This is a genomic window from Enterococcus caccae ATCC BAA-1240 (assembly GCF_000407145.1).
Classification (GTDB): Bacteria; Bacillota; Bacilli; order Lactobacillales; family Enterococcaceae; genus Enterococcus_L; species Enterococcus_L caccae.
Map to the genome: position 1 here is coordinate 298,181 of NZ_KE136474.1, position 17,656 is coordinate 315,836.

General features: G+C 35.9%; 15 protein-coding genes. 4 read left to right on the forward strand and 11 right to left on the reverse strand.

What is annotated here, in order from left to right; translation table 11 throughout:
* Positions 1 to 5 precede the first annotated feature (5 nt).
* On the forward strand, positions 6 to 1,352 hold the full coding sequence (gene celB, locus I580_RS11865; protein ID WP_010770391.1) for a PTS cellobiose transporter subunit IIC: 1,347 nt from the start codon (positions 6 to 8) through the stop codon (positions 1,350 to 1,352).
* A gap of 70 nt (positions 1,353 to 1,422) precedes the next feature.
* Here the strand turns inward: celB and I580_RS11870 are convergent, their stop codons facing one another.
* The 8 genes from I580_RS11870 to I580_RS11905 all read right to left on the reverse strand — a co-directional run bounded on the left by I580_RS11870 (position 1,423) and on the right by I580_RS11905 (position 8,625).
* On the reverse strand, positions 1,423 to 2,376 hold the full coding sequence (locus I580_RS11870; RefSeq protein ID WP_245558626.1) for an RnfABCDGE type electron transport complex subunit D: 954 nt from the start codon (positions 2,374 to 2,376) through the stop codon (positions 1,423 to 1,425).
* Positions 2,376 to 3,665 (reverse strand): electron transport complex subunit RsxC, encoded by a 1,290-nt coding sequence (gene rsxC / locus I580_RS11875; protein WP_010770389.1) that lies wholly within the window; start codon positions 3,663 to 3,665, stop codon positions 2,376 to 2,378. The genes I580_RS11870 and rsxC overlap by 1 nt, the downstream gene beginning before the upstream one ends.
* 493 nt (positions 3,666 to 4,158) lie before the next feature.
* Positions 4,159 to 5,130: a ribose-phosphate diphosphokinase gene (locus I580_RS11880; protein ID WP_010770387.1), complete on the reverse strand. Its 972-nt coding sequence runs from the start codon at positions 5,128 to 5,130 to the stop codon at positions 4,159 to 4,161.
* A 203-nt stretch (positions 5,131 to 5,333) separates the two neighbouring features.
* Positions 5,334 to 6,050 (reverse strand): antibiotic ABC transporter permease, encoded by a 717-nt coding sequence (locus tag I580_RS11885; protein ID WP_010770386.1) that lies wholly within the window; start codon positions 6,048 to 6,050, stop codon positions 5,334 to 5,336.
* A 4-nt stretch (positions 6,051 to 6,054) separates the two neighbouring features.
* Positions 6,055 to 6,687 carry an ATP-binding cassette domain-containing protein gene (locus I580_RS11890; protein ID WP_010770385.1) on the reverse strand — a complete coding sequence of 211 codons (633 nt, stop codon included), beginning with the start codon at positions 6,685 to 6,687 and terminating at the stop codon, positions 6,055 to 6,057.
* 11 nt (positions 6,688 to 6,698) lie between these two features.
* Entirely contained in the window at positions 6,699 to 7,451 is a 753-nt protein-coding gene (locus tag I580_RS11895) for a hypothetical protein (protein ID WP_010770384.1), read from the reverse strand.
* Positions 7,435 to 8,391 (reverse strand): YydG family radical SAM peptide epimerase, encoded by a 957-nt coding sequence (locus I580_RS11900; RefSeq protein WP_245558625.1) that lies wholly within the window; start codon positions 8,389 to 8,391, stop codon positions 7,435 to 7,437. The genes I580_RS11895 and I580_RS11900 overlap by 17 nt, the downstream gene beginning before the upstream one ends.
* Before the next feature lie 114 nt (positions 8,392 to 8,505).
* The gene (locus I580_RS11905) at positions 8,506 to 8,625 is read right to left on the reverse strand and encodes an epipeptide YydF family RiPP (protein ID WP_010770382.1); all 120 of its coding nucleotides are present in this window, start codon (positions 8,623 to 8,625) and stop codon (positions 8,506 to 8,508) included.
* A gap of 370 nt (positions 8,626 to 8,995) precedes the next feature.
* On the opposite strand from I580_RS11905, the gene I580_RS11910 reads away from it, so the two are divergent.
* Positions 8,996 to 12,769: a 5'-nucleotidase C-terminal domain-containing protein gene (locus tag I580_RS11910; RefSeq protein ID WP_010770381.1), complete on the forward strand. Its 3,774-nt coding sequence runs from the start codon at positions 8,996 to 8,998 to the stop codon at positions 12,767 to 12,769.
* Between the two features lie 61 nt (positions 12,770 to 12,830).
* Here I580_RS11910 and glmU read toward each other — a convergent pair whose 3' ends face one another.
* Positions 12,831 to 14,213 (reverse strand): bifunctional UDP-N-acetylglucosamine diphosphorylase/glucosamine-1-phosphate N-acetyltransferase GlmU, encoded by a 1,383-nt coding sequence (gene glmU / locus I580_RS11915; RefSeq protein WP_010770380.1) that lies wholly within the window; start codon positions 14,211 to 14,213, stop codon positions 12,831 to 12,833.
* 318 nt (positions 14,214 to 14,531) lie between these two features.
* On the opposite strand from glmU, the gene I580_RS11920 reads away from it, so the two are divergent.
* On the forward strand, positions 14,532 to 15,179 hold the full coding sequence (locus I580_RS11920; protein ID WP_010770379.1) for a FusB/FusC family EF-G-binding protein: 648 nt from the start codon (positions 14,532 to 14,534) through the stop codon (positions 15,177 to 15,179).
* 673 nt (positions 15,180 to 15,852) lie between these two features.
* Here I580_RS11920 and I580_RS11930 read toward each other — a convergent pair.
* Positions 15,853 to 16,728, reverse strand: a complete 876-nt coding sequence (locus tag I580_RS11930) for a hypothetical protein (protein WP_010770378.1) — start codon at positions 16,726 to 16,728, stop codon at positions 15,853 to 15,855.
* Between the two features lie 122 nt (positions 16,729 to 16,850).
* Here I580_RS11930 and I580_RS11935 point away from each other — a divergent pair, with 122 nt between their 5' ends.
* The gene (locus tag I580_RS11935) at positions 16,851 to 17,129 is read left to right on the forward strand and encodes a hypothetical protein (protein ID WP_010770377.1); all 279 of its coding nucleotides are present in this window, start codon (positions 16,851 to 16,853) and stop codon (positions 17,127 to 17,129) included.
* A 224-nt stretch (positions 17,130 to 17,353) separates the two neighbouring features.
* On the opposite strand, the gene I580_RS17465 is transcribed toward I580_RS11935, so the two are convergent.
* A complete protein-coding gene (locus tag I580_RS17465) occupies positions 17,354 to 17,437 on the reverse strand; it encodes a putative holin-like toxin (protein WP_390621154.1) in 84 nt (27 codons plus the stop codon).
* Between the last annotated feature and the right edge of the window lie 219 nt (positions 17,438 to 17,656).

The window sequence follows — 17,656 nt, forward strand, 5'->3', positions numbered from 1 at the left end:
AAAAAATGAATAAAGTATTTACGTTTTTAGAAACAAAACTCATGCCCCCTTTGAATAAAGTTGCGAATTTGCGCTTTATTCGCGCGATTATGCAAGCTGGGATCATCACAGTGCCGTTTACGATCGTCGGCTCGATCTTTCTGATCATCAACAATTTGCCGCAGATCATTCCACCACTCGCGCCTTTTTTTGAAAGTACGATTTTGAAATTCGCGCCAATTTATAGTGTGGCGACTACCATGTCGATTGGTTCGATTGCCATTTTTTACTGTTTAGCGACGGCTTATTACCTAACCGATATTTATCGAAAAGAAGAAAGTGACGGACTGAGTAGTTTTGTTGGGGCGATTTTAGGGTTATTTGCCTTTTTAATGACGATCGTGCAAACAGACATCGTCGATGGTGGTGCCCAGTTGATTCAATCGAAAAGTGAGACATCGATTGTTTATAACGGTATCGCACTAGGCGGCTGGATTACTCGTTTTAGTGGTGTTGGCATTTTTATCGGGATCATTACAGCAGTGATTGCGACACAAGTTTATCGCTGGTGTGTGAAAAAGAATATCACGATTCGGATGCCAGAAGGCGTACCTGATGGTGTAAGTAAAGCTTTTGCTTCATTGATTCCTGCTATTTTTATTGCGTTTGTAATGTTATTTATCAATACGATTTTAGCGATATTCCATACTGATTTACATGGATTATTATCGAAACCGTTTGAGTTTGTAAAAGATTTGACGGGTTCTTGGCTAGGGATCATCGTCATCATGTTGTTGATCCATCTACTTTGGGCTGTTGGGGTTCATGGAACAGCTGTCATCAAAAATAGTTTTATCAATCCGATTTTATTGGTAGCATTGACAGAGAATATTGATGGCGGTTCGAATATTTTCGCTGGCGATTTCGTCAATATGTATATCTTTATTGGTGGTGCAGGTAGTACGCTCGGATTGGTTTTATTGATGATTTTTGTAGCAAAATCTGATCAGTTAAAAGTCTTGGGGAAAGCCGCTGTGCTACCTGGCTTGTTTAATATCAATGAGCCAGTGATTTTTGGGGCACCAATCGTCTATAATCCTTATTTGATTATTCCGTTTATTGTAACGCCTTTGATCAATGTGACCATTGCTTATTTTGCTACTTCTCTTGGCTTAGTGAATAAAGTGATTACTGGAATTCCTTGGATTTCGCCTGTAGGAATTGGAGCGTTTCTGGGAACTGGTGGTGATTTTAGAGCAGTGGTGATTGCGTTGATTAATTTGGCCGTTTCAATTGTTTGTTACTATCCGTTTTTCAAAATGTATGATGGGAAGCTGTATGGAGAACAGATGGCGGCTGTTGATAAAGATTAATTTAAAAAAAAGATAGCAGTTCTGTAACAGAACTGCTATCTTTTTTAGTTTAATATTTTTTGAGAAGATATCATTCCCCATAAATCCTCGACACCGTATATCTATTGATCAACGGCGTCAACAAGTTCATCACTAAAATCGCCACACCGATTCCACCAGGTAAGTCCAAACTAATTCTCAAGACAACTGCCAACACACCACAGCCGATCGCAAAAATATACTTCCCTTTATCCGTCAATGGTGAAGTCGTATAATCTGTCACCATAAAGACTGCAGCAAAAATCAATGCGCCACTCAGCAAATGAGCACTAGCAAATGAAAAATCAAACCCGCTATATAACAGAATTGCGCTATAAAATGAGCCTAATGTTAGAACAGGAACCAACGGATTGATGATTTTACGTGCAATCAAATAAACAGCTGATAAAAGTAACGCAAACTTACACGTCTCTCCAATCGGTCCACCTAAACCATACCCCATAAACAACTCAAACAAATCTGGTGTCGTGGGTGAAACCTCTCTAGCAAAATTGCCTAAATCAGCTAATGGTGTTGCTGTTGCGACAACATCTGGTTGCGGTGTGACCCAGTTCGTGATCCACGGTGAGAAAAATAATTTCAATAATACACGAGCTGCCACAGCTGGGTTCAACCAATTTCTGCCGATCCCGCCAGTCAACTGCTTTACAACAATAATCGCAATAAAGTCTCCAATAAGCAATGTCCATAATGGCGCTGTCACAGGCAATGTCAAAGCCAAAAGCCAACCTGTAATCACCGCACTATAATCCGTTATCGTCACTTTTTTGTGAACTATTTTCTGAAAAGAAAATTCCAACCCTACACAGGTAACAATACTTACCACTACCATTACTAATGACCACCAGCCAAAAAAGTACGTAGCGGCAATCGTTGGAAATGCTAAAGCAATCAACACTTGCTGCATGATCCACTGAGAGGTCCATTTTTCTCTAATATGAGGGCCCATAAATGGTCCCGTACTTGTATACTCTTTATTTACCATCATCGACTCTCCAATACTTTTTGCTTTGCCGCTCGGATATCACCTAAAATATCGATTTTTGACGGACAAATATACGAACATGCGCCACAATCAATACAGTTCAACACACCTAAGCGTTTTGCTTCTTCAATATCACCTGCTCGATACGCATTACTGATAGAGATCGGTTGTAAATTGACGGGACATGCATTCACGCACTCTGAACAGCGAATACAATTTTGTTCTTCGGGAATTTTCGCCTCTTCTCTAGTCAACGCAAGAATCAACGAAGTTGTTTTTGTGACTGGTTCATCTAAATTTTGAATCACTTTCCCCATCATCGGTCCGCCATTAATCAATTTCATCGGGCTTTCAATAAAACCGCCGCACGCTTCAATGACATGTTCGATCGGTGTGCCGATTCTCACACGTAAGTTTTGAGGCGTCTTGATTGGTGTACCAGAAACCGTCACAACTCGATCGATCAATGGTCGATTTTCTTTCAATGCATGAAATGTTGCCAATAACGTAGACACATTCATGATCCCAACATTTAAATCAATCGGTAATTTTCCTACTGGCAGTTCTGTTCCAAGGACCGCTTTCATAACGATCTTTTCAGCGCCTTGAGGATAGTGATTCGGCAATATTTTCAGTTTGATACGGTCATTATCGATCTTAGCATTTAGTTTTTGGATAGCTTCTTCCGATGAACTTTCGATTGCAATCACACATTGTTTGATTGATAGCATTTCTTGAAGCAGACTGATCCCTTCGATAAACTCATTCAGCTGCTCAATGATAATTCGTCTATCAGCCGTAACAAAAGGTTCACACTCGACCGCGTTAACGATCAACGTTTCCATCTTCTGGTGTTCTTTGAAAAGAAATTTTACATCTGTTGGAAAACCAGCTCCGCCCATGCCGACAATTCCGTTGTTTTTAATGATATCAACTATGTTTTCATTCCCTGATTGTGGTATTTCATATGTATCTTTAAAATCATTTTTGATGACTACAACGGACACTTCGTTTACTCCAATGATTCTTTGCTCAATTTTTTCAACAGTTCCTGAAACTGAGCTATGTATGTTTGCTGAAATCAAGCCATCTTTTGCTCCGATCAACGTTCCTATTTTCACTTCTTGACCAATGGAAACAACAATTTTTGCAGGTTTACCGATATGCATATTCATTGGTAAAATAATCTGCTTGGGAGCACTTAGTTCTGTGATTGATTCTAGCTTGGTTAACCACTTATTTTTGGGAACCATAACACCGCCAAGCTTTCTTTTCATTCTAAAAAACATTGATTTTCCTTCCTTCTAACTTAAAAATTTTTTCTTTTATCTATAAATAAAAAAGTAGTAAACTAATGCAATCGCTACAATGAATAGTTGCAACGTCAAACCCCAAATTTCATATCTTTCTCTTTTCATGAATTACTCCTTTTCCAGCTTTATTTCTGCTATGTATCACAATAATTTCCCTATTAAATTCAGCATATCATCAAATTTTATAACTCATAGTTACTTTTTTCCGCTAATTGACCAAAGATGAACTTGCGATTCACTCTATGTTTCAATTTCTTAACTGATTTTTATCATTAAAATAAATAAACCGTTTTCCATATACCAAAAATGAGCTGTGTTATTAGATTAGATTATAAAAATATAACTAAAAATCAATATTTTCCAGCTATAAAACAAATTTTGATATTTTTTATACAAAAAAAAGACAGACATTATTTTTCTGTTTTTTTCATACAGAAAAATAATGTCTATCGACTTATACCGCTAAGTTTTAACGGCGTTTCGTTTCAAATAATGGACTAACGGGTTTGTTTTCATGGATACGTTTAATCGCATCACCAATCAATTCACCAACACTGATTTCATCGATTTTATCGATTTTTCTATCATCAGAAAGATAAATAGAATCAGTTACAACTAAACGTTTGATAGCAGAGTCTTCAATGCGTTGCAAAGCAGGTCCTGATAAAACGGGGTGCGTACATGAAGCATACACTTCTTTTGCCCCAGCTTCTTTTAGCGCATTAGCAGCTAGTGAAATTGTTCCAGCTGTATCGATCATGTCATCGATCAAGACGCATATTTTACCTTCTACTTGTCCAATAATATTCATCACTTCAGCAACATTCGCTTTGGGACGACGTTTATCAATGATTGCAATCGGTGACTTCAAGTATTCCGCAAGCTTACGGGCACGAGTCACACCACCATGGTCAGGAGACACAACGACAACGTCATCTCCTTGAATGCCATGTTCCATAAAGTAATCTGCAATCAACGGGGCACCCATCAAATGATCCACTGGGATATCAAAAAATCCTTGGATTTGGACGGCATGTAAATCTAATGTCAACATTCTAGTTGCTCCTGCTTTTTCAAGCATATTTGCTACAAGTTTCGCTGTGATTGGTTCACGGGCACGAGCTTTACGATCTTGACGTGCATAACCATAATAAGGCATCACAACGTTGATTGTTTTTGCACTAGCACGTTTTAACGCATCGATCATGATCAACAATTCCATCAAATTATCATTGACAGGACTACTTGTTGATTGGATGATATAAACGTGAGAGCCACGAATACTTTCTTCAATATTTACTTGAATTTCACCATCACTGAACTGAGTGACAGAAGATTTTCCTAATTCTACACCGACAGCAGCAGCGATTTTTTCTGCTAATGGACGATTCGAGTTAAGAGAAAAGATTTTCAATCTAGGATCAAAATAATGTTTTGACATGAGGACCTCCACTTTCTTTTACTGAACAATAGTTTCCTTATAAATAGTAGTCACTTTTTCGAAATAAATCAAGTGATTTTTGCATTCTGTTATCATTTAGTAATAATCAGCTTATCTTTTTATCAAAATAACAACATCTTAGAAAAAAGTTTGTCTATTTACAGCATTTTTACTAGTTCCTTCGAGTATCTCTCACTTTCGTATTATCTTGTTCCTAATTCGAGCCAGCGTTGATTATTTAGCTTAGCGATAATCATACTTATAATCGCTATGACAAGTATATATATAAAGACCATTAAGTTATCCTCAGTCCCAAGAAATACGCTGCTACTTTCTAAAAAATCTCCAACTTTTCCATACAATTCATTTGAAGCATCAAAAATGGCAAACAAGCGTAGCGCTCCCCCAAACGACACAAATACAACTGTGAGAATCCAATAAAGCAAGCTGAATCCAATGGATAATAATATATTCGTCATTAACAAACTAATCAAAGCAACAATCACTATATATTGAATTGCGACCATGGAAAATAGGAAAAACATTTGAAAAAAAACTGAGAAGTCTTTAAACAACGCTGAAATAATCAAAAGTGTACTAAAAATTATTCCCACTGTCTCAATAATCAAGGTCAAAACCTTTTTACTATAAAAAGTAAGACTTGTATCATTCATCATTCGATAAAATAAAATAGTTTTTCCTGAGTATTCTTTGTTGATAAAAAATGCTACCAAAAAGGCAAACATCAAAAAACCAAATTGTGTAAATACAGTATATGTGCTAAACAAGTACTCACGATACGTCAGGCTACTTACTTTATCAATTCCAACCGGCAAGATCCAACCCATTATAAATGTCGCGAGTATCACAGCTAGTAAAACAAATATTATCTTATTCGATATAGTTCTTTTTATTTCCACTTCATCACCCCTCAATATATGCTGCTATAACGTCATCTTGCTGTTCAAAACTTGTCATTTTCAACTCTTCAATCAGATAGTAATTTCCACCTAAATTTTTCAAATCTGACAAATTATGTGTAATATTTAAAATAAATTTTTCTGGTTGCTCCGCAACATATTCTTTTAAAAATAGATAGATGTCATTTATGGTCTGTTTGTCCAGAGCATTTGTGATCTCATCAAAAACTATAATTGATTTATCTTCTAATAAGAATGACAATAATTTTAATTTTTGTTTTTGCCCATCGCTCAACTGTCCAATCAATGTATCCATTGATATATTTTCAATATGTAGAGAATCAGCTAAATGTTCTACAGGATTTACCCCAAAACGTTTTTTCAAAATCTTTATTAATTCTTTGCCACTCAAATCATTAGGTACATTAGAAAAACTTGAAATAATCGTAACATTATCGCTTATTTCGGGTGTTATTAACCCACTCATGTTTAGCAGTAGATCTTTTGCAAACTGTGATTTTCCTACACCATTTTTTCCTAGTATATGACTGATTTGCCCTTTAGCAAACGAAAAATTAGTATTTTCCAACAACACTTTATTTTTCACTTGCAAATTATAGTTATTAAATGTTAACAAAATACATCACCTCACAAAAACCAACTAATAACTGTCCAAATTGCCAACAAAATACTGAGACCTTGTATCGTTTTTACAATCATGTGGTTTTTTCTCTTATTATCTAATTCATCTATATTAAATAGTGTAATCAAGACCTTATATCCATCTGAGTTTAATATGGGAAGTAAGTTCCATAGCAATGCATATGAAAAGAAAATAAACGCGCTATCAATCGTTTTACTACTAAAAAATAAAAGATTAAGTACCTGAAATAGGTTGATGATCACATAGTTAGTAATTACTCCTGCAAGATGAACAACTATTTTTTCAGTTTTAGCTAAAAGATAAACCTCATTCATTTCTACATAAACTGCTGGAAACACATAATAATTCAACTTGAAGCCTATTTTTTGATGTTTTCTCCCCATATAGTTTAAAGCCTTTATATGCCCGATTTCATGTGTACATATATTAAACAAAAGATACCCCACTAAAAACAGGTAGGCTAAATAGTCGCTAATAGGTATCGCTTGAATACTAACATCCGCATGCTTTACTAAAATAAAATTGCCAATAAGTAAAAATGCAAACAAAAAAATAAAGACTGCAAAAGACAACCCACGAATTTTGGGAACATACTCTTTTAATGAACTTAGTATAGACGTTGGTAAGTTATCAATTTCATTTTTAAAATACACATTGTTCTCGATATCTTTTATAAATACATGCTCTTCAACAAATATTTCATATTCGTTATCTTTATATTTATAACATTTGCTCATAATATTCCCTCATATAAGGTGTAAACAATTTGATATTCTCTTCTGACTTAAATAATTGACGGCAAATAGTACAAATAGAGGAAAAATGTTCTTCAATTTGTATATGAGAAAATTCTTGATTGCTCATAACAATCTCAATAAACCATCTAAACCCTTCTTTTCTCATGATATACAACAAAAGATTAGCATTCATTTTCTCAATTGTTTTATCAAAGCTTTGGCAAGCTCTATCATTCAAAATCAGAGCGGTATCAAAAACTGCTGGTGAACAACACGGATAGACATTCCCATCAAAATGGTACACAGGTTCATAACCAGGACATTCTAACTGTTCAAGATTATCAATTGAATAGATTTTTTGAAACTCACTATCAGCCATGTTTTCAGCTTCACCAACTGCTATTAGCGGATATTTTGTCAGTGGTATCCCTAAAGCTGCTTCATCCAATTCCTCTATGACTTTATTTCCCATATTACTCTTACTTACAGCAATATTTACAACAACTCGTATAGATGGATATTTTCTACTTTCTTCTAAAATATTTTTTATACAATCCGTCTTGACAAATTTTGCATGAAAATCATCATGGCTAATTGAAAGGTTAGTTACACCTAATTCCTTCATATCCTTAAAATATATCTTAACCTTTTCAACGTTCGCTCCCCAAAATCCATTTGAAATCAATGTACTTTTTTTCCCACAGGAATGAACGATTTCTAACAACTCTTTCAAAAAGGAATAATTCAAAAAAATTTCTCCTCCAGTAAAAGAAATTACTTTTATCTTCAAGTTATTTGAAAAACTTTTCACTAGTTCAATGATTTCACTTTTTTCCATAGATGTCTTTTTACTTGGAGAACAGGAAAAGCAGCAATGCTCACATGTTGCATTGCATCGAGCCCCTAAATTTATTACTACACTTTCATACAAATACGTCACCATCCTATTATCACTACAACAATCACATGAATAAAAATTGAACAGATTTCAATTGAAAAATTCAAATGAAATCTGTTCAATTTTGCTAGATAGATGTACAGAAAATACCAGTAATTATCTACCAGAGCCTGCAATCCAAGCTCCACTTGATGATTTAACAAAGTACCACAGATCATTGACCTTAGCTAGCTTTTCTGACTTTTCAACCAACTCTTTCATTTCTAATTCTTTCATGAGAACTCCTCCATTGTGTTATTTTTCACATTTTTTGTGATGATTTCATTTTAGCAAGAATAGCGTTTTTTGTAAATAAGTTCTTACAATAAAAATGAAACAATCGTCAATAATACCCGCAAACGAATTATAATGTAACGATTCTTTATACACTACACAATTTCATCTTTTCAAACTTTCAAGTCGACTATTAACTACATTATCTAATGACAAGTTAACATATATATATTATTATTATGAATAGCACGACATAATGAAAACGCATTCCATCTCATTTGAACAATCTTGCTACTTTTTATTTTATTAAGTAGCTCAAATTCCACAACAATGAGGCAATGTTGATCATTAATCTTTTTTAAGGAGGAATTTTGTGAAAAAGTCAGTTTTGAAAAAAGTACAACTTTGGGTACAGGTTTTGATGGTTTCAACTTTACTAGTAGGTACAAGTGCAACAACTGCTTTAGCGATTGAAAATACGCTTAGTAGTGAAACACCAACCAACGAATTAGCTAGTCCGGAAAGTTCGACTGTTTCAAGTACAGCTCGAAATGAAAACGATAACATTCAACCTTCAACAGCTACATCAATCGAAACACCGCAAAAATTAACGATTTTAGGCACCTCTGATGTCCATGGTCAGCTATGGGACTGGTCTTATGAAGATGATAAGCAAACGCCCGTTGGCTTGTCTCAAGTCAGTTCTGTCGTCCAAAATATCCGTTCAGAAAACCCTAATGGTACAATTCTGATTGACAATGGAGATATGAACCAAGGAACAATATTAACAGATGATCTTTACAATAAAACACCTTTGATCGAGAAACCAAATCCGATGATCAAAGCAATGAACTATATGAAATATGATGCCATGGTGTTGGGGAACCATGAATTTAACTTTGGACTAGATTTAATCAAAAAACTCAAAAGCGAAGCTGAATTTCCAATTTTATCAGCGAATACTTATGTCAAAGAATCAAATAAGCGCTTTGTTGGCGGAACAACAAAAAAAGATATTGATTTGGACGGTGATGGCATCAAAGACTTAACTGTCGGCATCATCGGACTAACCACACCACAAATTCCATTATGGGATGGCGCAAAAGTAGACAGCTTGTATTTCAATCCATTGAGAGAAGAAGCAGAAAAAGCGGTAGCTGAATTAAAAGATGAAACTGATATCATCATCGCTTCGATGCATGCTGGACGTCAAAGCTCTGATCCTGCTGCGAGTGCAGATCAAGTCATCACTAATGTCGCTGGCATCGACGCCTATATTTTAGGACACGATCATCGCTCTTTCGCAGAGAAAATTCAAGGACCAAATGGACTTGTTCCTGTGGCGGGACCTAAAGATACTGGAACTGAAATGATCAAAATCGAACTTGATATTGAAAAATCAGCCGACAAATGGCAAGTAAAAAATAGCGATGCCGCTATCGTAAGTACTAAAACCGTTCCAGCAGATGAAGCATTAAAAGCTGAAACAAAAGAATATCATGATAAAACAAGAGAATTTATTTCAGAAAAAATTGGAACAGCTACTGATGATTTTTTACCTGCTGAGGAAGTAAAAGGCATTCCAGAAGCTCAGCTTCGACCTACTGCAATGATTTCACTGATCAATAATGTACAGCGAAAAGCAACTGGTGCACAACTTGCTGCTTCTGCACTCTTTAAAGCAGACAGTAAATTAAATGCAGGAAATATTTCTTATTCCAATATTTTTGATATTTATAAATACCCTAATACACTAGTCAGTGTCAATATCACTGGAGAAAATCTACTGGAATACATGGAAAATCAGGCGGATTACTACAATACACCTGGTCCTGATGATTTAACGATCAGTTTTAACGAAAAAATTCGGGTATATAACTATGATGTCTTCTCTGGAATTTCTTATAAAATCGATATTTCTAAACCACATGGTGAGCGTATTATCAATCCAACAATTGACGGAAAACCTGTTGATCCTAAGGCAAATTATACGATTGCTATGAATAATTACCGCTACGAAGGTCTATTGACCCAAGGTCTTGTGGTAGGTGAACCAATCAAGTCTACTGATCCTGAAACATTGCGTGGATTGATTGCCGATTATATCCGTGAAAAACAAACGCTTGATCCAGCTCAAGAAATCGAACATAACTGGGAAGTGATCGGCTATCATTTTAATAACAACTGGCGGAAATTAGCTGTACAGTTAGTGAATGATGGTACATTGCAGACTCAACCAGCCGCAGACGGTCGTACCCCGAACGTTAAACCGATCACGAAACAAGATGTGCGCAATGCTGGTTACGCTCCAGACTCAGAAACATTTACGATCATGCATACCAACGATGTTCACGGACGATTAGAAGGAAACGGCAAAGATGTTTTAGGTTCGGCACGTTTGAAAACGTATAAAAACGTGATCAATCCAGATCTCTTGATCGATGCAGGAGATTCATTTCAAGGCTTACCGATTTCTAATTTCTCCAAAGGCAAAGATATGGTCAAAGTGATGAATGAAGTGGGCTACGATGCCATGGCTGTTGGAAATCATGAATTTGATTTTGGCTTAGACACAGCATTAGAATATAAAGACGAGTTAAATTTCCCAATCCTATCAAATAATACCTTTAAGGATGGAAAATTAGTCTTTGAGCCCTCTACAATCGTTGAAAAAGGTGGCAATAAATACGCAATTATCGGCGTAACTACACCTGAAACGGCGACAAAAACACATCCAAACAATGTAGTTGGTGTGACTTTTGCTGATCCAATCGCTGAAACAAAAAAAGCCATCCAAACAATCAAAGACTCTGGAGAAACAATCACTGCCTATGTTGTTACTGGACACTTAGGTATCGATGAAACAACCCCACATGAATGGCGTGGCGATACTTTGGCAGAGACACTAAGCAAAGAATTTCCCGATTTGAATATAACCGTTTTAGATGGACATTCTCATACAGCTGTTGATGGCGGAAAACAATTTGGAAATGTGATGTACACTCAAACAGGGAATTATTTGAATAATGTCGGTTTAGTAAATGTTGATTTAACAGACCTTAGCAAAAAAACGGCTTCATTAACCCCTGCAGAAACATTAGCAGATTTAGAAGAAGATCCTGCTGTTAAAGCTTTAGTTGACCAAGCCAGAGCAAATTTTGAAGCATGGGGTTCAGAAGTTGTCATTGAAAATAACCCTTACCAATTTAACGGTGAGCGTGACAATGTACGGACTAGAGAAACGAATCTAGGCAATCTGATTGGCGATGCTATGTTCGCTTACGGGCAGCACGGTTTTAAAAATCAAGCTGATTTCGCAGTAACAAATGGTGGCGGTATTCGTGCAAATATCGAACCTGGAAAAGTAACATTAGGTGATGTCATAGCTGTAATGCCTTTTGGTAACAGTATCTCTCAAATTAAAGTGACAGGTGCTGAGGTCAAAGAAATGTTTGAGCTTTCGCTGCGTTCAATGGCTCAAAAAGACGAAAACGGCAAGATCATTTTAGATGACTACAACCAACCTAAACTTGGCGCAAATGGTGGATTCCTCCATGTTTCAAGCACGATTCGTGTCCACTATGATTCAACGAAAAAAGGCTCACTACTACCAGCAGACGAAGGCAATGGTACGGACAAAACCATCGTCGGTGAACGAATCTTACAAATCGAAGTTCAAGACCGTACGACTGGAAAATTTGCACCAATCGATGAAAAAGCAACTTATCATATGGCCACGAATGATTTCCTAGCTGCAGGCGGTGACGGTTATGATATGTTAGGCGGCGAACGTGAAGAAGGACCTTCTTTAGACACAGTCTTGATCAATCATTTAAAACAAGCGACAAACATTCGTCTATACGATGCCGCAACAAATATTGATTTAGCACAATACAAAGAAGCCTTTCCAGGCGAACGAATCATTTCCATCTCAGAAGCTGAATTTAATAAGAAAAATAAACCTGTACCAGATCCAAAAGATCCAACGAAATCAGATGAGATAAAAGCGGCTAAACCTGCCGGAAAAACAGCAGATTATCCAAAAATGGGTGAAACAATCATGGCTTATGGCAGTTTAGGCTTACTTGTTATTGGATTTTCTGGTTATGGTTTTTATGAATATAATCGTAAACGGAAAATTGGATAACTAAAATTGAAAATAAAAAGAAGATGGATGCCAAACTCAGCATCCACCTTCTTTTTTTCGCTTATTTCTCGTTATTCATATAAGGCATGTTTTTCCCATAGCCTTCTTTATTCACTTGTCTTGCACGAGCAATCGCCAGATCAAACTCTGCTACATCATCTGTGATCGTAGAACCTGCCGCGATAACAGAATTCGCTGCAATGTTCACAGGTGCGATCAAACTTGTTGATGACCCGATAAACGCATGATCCCCGACTGTTGTGCGATGTTTATCTTTTCCATCATAGTTAACAAAAACCACACCGCAGCCGACATTGATATTTTTCCCTAAGTCTGCATCACCAACATACGTTAAATGACCCACTTTAGTATCTTCTGCCACTGTCGCATTTTTGATTTCTACAAAGTTTCCGACATGGACACGCTCACCGATTTCAGCTTTCGGACGGATATGCGCAAATGGACCGACATCAGCATTTTTGCGAATAATGCTTTCTTCCACAACGGATTGGGTGATTTTTACGTTATCTTCGATTACGCTGTCAACGATTTCAGAATGTGCACCGATAAAGCAATCTTCACCGATGACTGTTTTCCCTTTTAAATGAACACCTGCTTCAATCACCGTATCTGAGCCAATCACAACGCCTTCGTCAATATACGTTGAATCAGAATCAACGAATGAAACACCATTTCTCATATGCATTGTATTCAAGCGGCGGTGCATGATTTTATTCGCCTCAGCTAAAGCTACACGATCATTGATCCCCATCGCTTCTTCAAAATCAGCCATTTGGTAGGCCGCAACGGTCTTACCTTCTTTTTTAAGGATTTCAATAATATCAGTTAGATAATATTCACCTTGTGCATTGTTTGTATTGATTTTAGATAAGGCGTTAAACAAGGCTTCATTATCAAAACAAAACGTTCCAGTATTGATTTCTTGAACACGAGCTTCTTGTTCCGAAGCATCTTTTTGCTCCACGATTTTTTCAACGATGCCCACATGATCACGAATGATTCGACCATATCCAGTTGGATCTTCGGCATGAGCTGTTAAAATTGTCGCACTCGCATTTTTCCCTTGATGATAGTCAAATAGATTCGCTAATGTTTCAGCAGTTAATAGCGGTGTATCTCCTGTAATCACAAGCGTTGTGCCTTTTTTGCCTGCTAAATGTGCTTCTGCTTGTAACACGGCATGTCCCGTTCCTAATTGTTCTGCTTGTAAAGCATATTGGCTACGTTCACCTAAATGGCTTTTGATTGCCTCAGCACCATGACCGACGATCGTCACAACTTCACTTGGATTCGTTTTTTCTACTTGATCCATGATGTGTTCCACCATTGGTTTTCCAGCGACAGGATGCAACACTTTATAAAGTTTTGATTTCATACGTGTTCCTTTACCAGCAGCTAGGATGATGACATATCTGTTTTCCAATTGCTTCACTCCTAAGATTTGTTTTATTTTCAATCATTTATTTTCTGTTTAAAATAGCGCCATGTTTTAGTTTAGCTTACTCTTTACGGTTTTTCAACTGAACCAATTGCTTTTTTGCTATACCAATTTATAATTTTGCGTGTTTGCGTTATAATAAAGGAAAATTATGTTAGCGGGGTGATAATATGATACCAATTCAAAAACACGTATCTCGATCAAAAGCCCATTCAGGTTTGAAATAATAAAGTACTTTGGTTGTTGAAGGATTGCCTTTACGCAAAGTACTTTATCACTTGAATGATAGAGAGGAAATCCATTATGAATACAAAAATACAACCATATCAATTTAATTTTATTCGAAAACAAGCCAATATTTTGCTACAAGCTCATTTATCTGTAAATGATAAAAATACAATCAAAACACTGCAAGCAATCGTTCTTGAGAAAATCAATGAGCAGTTTGGTACAGATAAAGATGCGTTACAACCATTATTAGATGGATTTTTAGAAGCTGCTACTTCTAAGCCTAGACTGGAACACTATTTGGAAGGACTAAAAGAAGCGGTTATTCCCTTTGATCCGCCTTCAAAACAACAACTGACAAAGCTCTTTAAAAAGACCAAGAAATTGAAAATCCCAGAATGGGAAACAATGGATTTGCGAGATTATACTTTTTACAGCTGGAATGATAGCGGGAAACAGCAAAAATTTATTATCGCTTCAATCGACGGACAGCTCGTCGGTGTTTCCGGAACAATTTCTCCTACGACTCAAAAAGGGATCTGCCCGATTTGTCATGAAACGTCAGAAGTTGCGATGTTTCTATCTAAGGTGAAAGAATCAGGCGATGGGATGTATACAAAGCGCGGAAACTATATCTGCTATGATAGTGAGAAATGTAATCACAATATCGAGCGTAGAGACGAGTTAGAAGCGTTTGTTCAGAATGTGAAGTTTATGAAATAGAACACTACCTAGAGGAAATCACCTCTAGGTTTTTATTTTTTTGACTGCATCTTCTCTCAATATAGTAGATTTCTCTTTTTCTTTATAAGCGTCACTCCACAGTATAAATCCAGCCTATCCCATTAACATTGCATTGATAAAGGCTTGATTTTCTATATACTTTTAGCGCACAATTCCGAAATCCTATACTCGATACCTATGATCAAACTAAGAAATTATATAACTTCTTAGCATCTTCGATACTGTCAAATTCCCAACGAGCAGCACAATCTTCGCAACCAATCCAACTACATTACTTTCTAATCTTACCATTTGATTCATAAAAAACCTCCTCACGTATAAGTACGCAAAGAGGGGAAGATATTATTCTATTTATTGAAATTCCCATCATTAGAGTGAGTTAATCTCCAAAAAATATAAAATGAATATATCAAATACACTATTAAGACTGTTAAACATATATTGCTCAGATAGATCAGGGAATTTCCTAAATCATAATCAATAGAAAATTCTTTTTGCAGTTCTATTTTTTCTCCAAGTGTTAAAGTCTCAGGATCTTGCATGGGAAAAAAATTCAGTGTCAGAAAAATTCCAACAACTTTCAAAACTAGGAACATACAGCTAAGTATAGCGATTAGCAACTTGTTATATTTTATGAAAACTCACTCCTGTCTTACCTTGACATAGATCTTACAATTTCAATTTTATATGGTTTTATATACCCACGAGACTGCATTGCATAACAATAATTATTACCAAAACCAACAGCAAAATCATTATACCCATTTGGTTCCCAAGCAAAGTCAAATATATCGGTAACTTTTACAGTAGTATAGTAATATCCATTTGCTTGTCGTTTATAAGATACTGTGTAGGATACTCCCCGTAAAGCGGTGAGTAGATGTCCACTCGTAAACCTATGCACCCCTGTGAAAGAACCAGAAGCTCTACCACCTCGGAAAGCTTCAGCTTTCAAGCGACCATAGTAAGAACGCATTAAGTCTTCACTATCTACCATTCTAGCCCAAGTATCGTTAGTATTGTAATAGGTTGCTGGTGTGTATGCTGTATTGACTCTGTTTGCTGGAACAATAGCGCGTCTCATATAATTCGCAGTCTGCCAGTGTCCTCTTCGTTCAACCAATTTAATGCCAGTAACATATGCAGTTAAAGCAAGGTCATATGGTGTTGCAACTAAAGCTCTGGATGTCTTAGGTAAGTTACTATTCAAAGATAAATCAACATTTTCCTCAGCAGTTTCAAGCTGATTTTCTAATTTTTCATCTTGCTTATTATCGTAGTTTTTTAACTCAACTAGGACTGAATTTAGAAATGAATTAAAATCCTCACTAGAATCATTTTCGGAGGGTACCTCATAATACATATCAATCGTGTTATTGATATAATCTGAATTTGCAGGTTCCTCTGAGGTGAGTTCCTCAATCAGATTAGTATTATTCTCGCTAATTTCATACCTTTCTTGAGCCTCAACATTGGTACCAAATCCCAAACAAACCAATAGTGTAATCCCTAATAAAAATTTTTTCATTTAATTCTCACCATACTTTCACTTACTTTCAAAAGTATATTATATCATTCTTTACGCGTCAACATTTTTTATACATTATAGATAGAATAATATAGACAAATACTATTTAGGATTTAAAATGCATGATAGTAGATTTCTCCATTATAGAAAGAGAAGAAATAACAGGAATGATGGCAGTTTGTCCGATAACTTCTACACAAAACACAAAAAGTCATTTTATTTCTTTAGATGACAACCATCAAGTAACTGGACACATCAATTCTCTTCAAGTTAAAACCTTTGATTTTACTGCTCCGGAAAGAAATGTTCGATTCATAGAAAAAGCAACGTTGAAAGAAATCGGTGAAACAGCACAGATTGTCAGCATGAGCTTTGATTTTTCAAATTTAATGACAGAATAAAAAACTTGGTTTGATATAGTTCATCTCAAATATAGAAACGTACTGACAACATTCATTCCCTAACTTCATTAGCGTCTTAAAAAAAATCGTGTTATAATGACAATGAAAAGAGAGATATGCGCTAACATACCTCTCTAGTGTAGATAGTACCAGTAAAAAGCTGGCGGCTATAGATCAAACGGTAAAAATAAACCATTTTAACCTACTAAAGTTAAAAAAATGGTTTATTTTTTTTGATTAAATTTCAATATGGCAACTACTAACATTGCAAAACTAATCGCAAGTGTTAATGCTTCATATACTGACAACTCTATTCCTTTCTAGGGACACAACCATTAATCATCAGGCATCACCCTTTTTTCAAGAGATTTAGCCCACCATCTTTTCACTTTTCTACACTAGTTATTATGTCATAATAGCGATTATTTATAACTTTTACTTGCAATTTTTTGTAGCAAAATGACCCATTATTAGGCGATAAATCGGACAATCATCAATACAAGTAAAATTCAAAAATTTCCACCTCT

What these genes read in the sequence shown, in the direction of transcription:
- I580_RS11870 (WP_245558626.1), bottom strand. Translation starts at nt 2,376, where the DNA reads ATGGTAAATAAAGAGTATACAAGTACGGGACCATTTATGGGCCCTCAT.
- I580_RS11930 (WP_010770378.1), bottom strand. Translation starts at nt 16,728, where the DNA reads ATGAAAAAATTTTTATTAGGGATTACACTATTGGTTTGTTTGGGATTT.
- celB (WP_010770391.1), top strand. Translation starts at nt 6, where the DNA reads ATGAATAAAGTATTTACGTTTTTAGAAACAAAACTCATGCCCCCTTTG.
- I580_RS11935 (WP_010770377.1), top strand. Translation starts at nt 16,851, where the DNA reads ATGATAGTAGATTTCTCCATTATAGAAAGAGAAGAAATAACAGGAATG.
- I580_RS11880 (WP_010770387.1), bottom strand. Translation starts at nt 5,130, where the DNA reads ATGTCAAAACATTATTTTGATCCTAGATTGAAAATCTTTTCTCTTAAC.
- I580_RS11905 (WP_010770382.1), bottom strand. Translation starts at nt 8,625, where the DNA reads ATGAAAGAATTAGAAATGAAAGAGTTGGTTGAAAAGTCAGAAAAGCTA.
- I580_RS11895 (WP_010770384.1), bottom strand. Translation starts at nt 7,451, where the DNA reads ATGAGCAAATGTTATAAATATAAAGATAACGAATATGAAATATTTGTT.
- rsxC (WP_010770389.1), bottom strand. Translation starts at nt 3,665, where the DNA reads ATGTTTTTTAGAATGAAAAGAAAGCTTGGCGGTGTTATGGTTCCCAAA.
- I580_RS11920 (WP_010770379.1), top strand. Translation starts at nt 14,532, where the DNA reads ATGAATACAAAAATACAACCATATCAATTTAATTTTATTCGAAAACAA.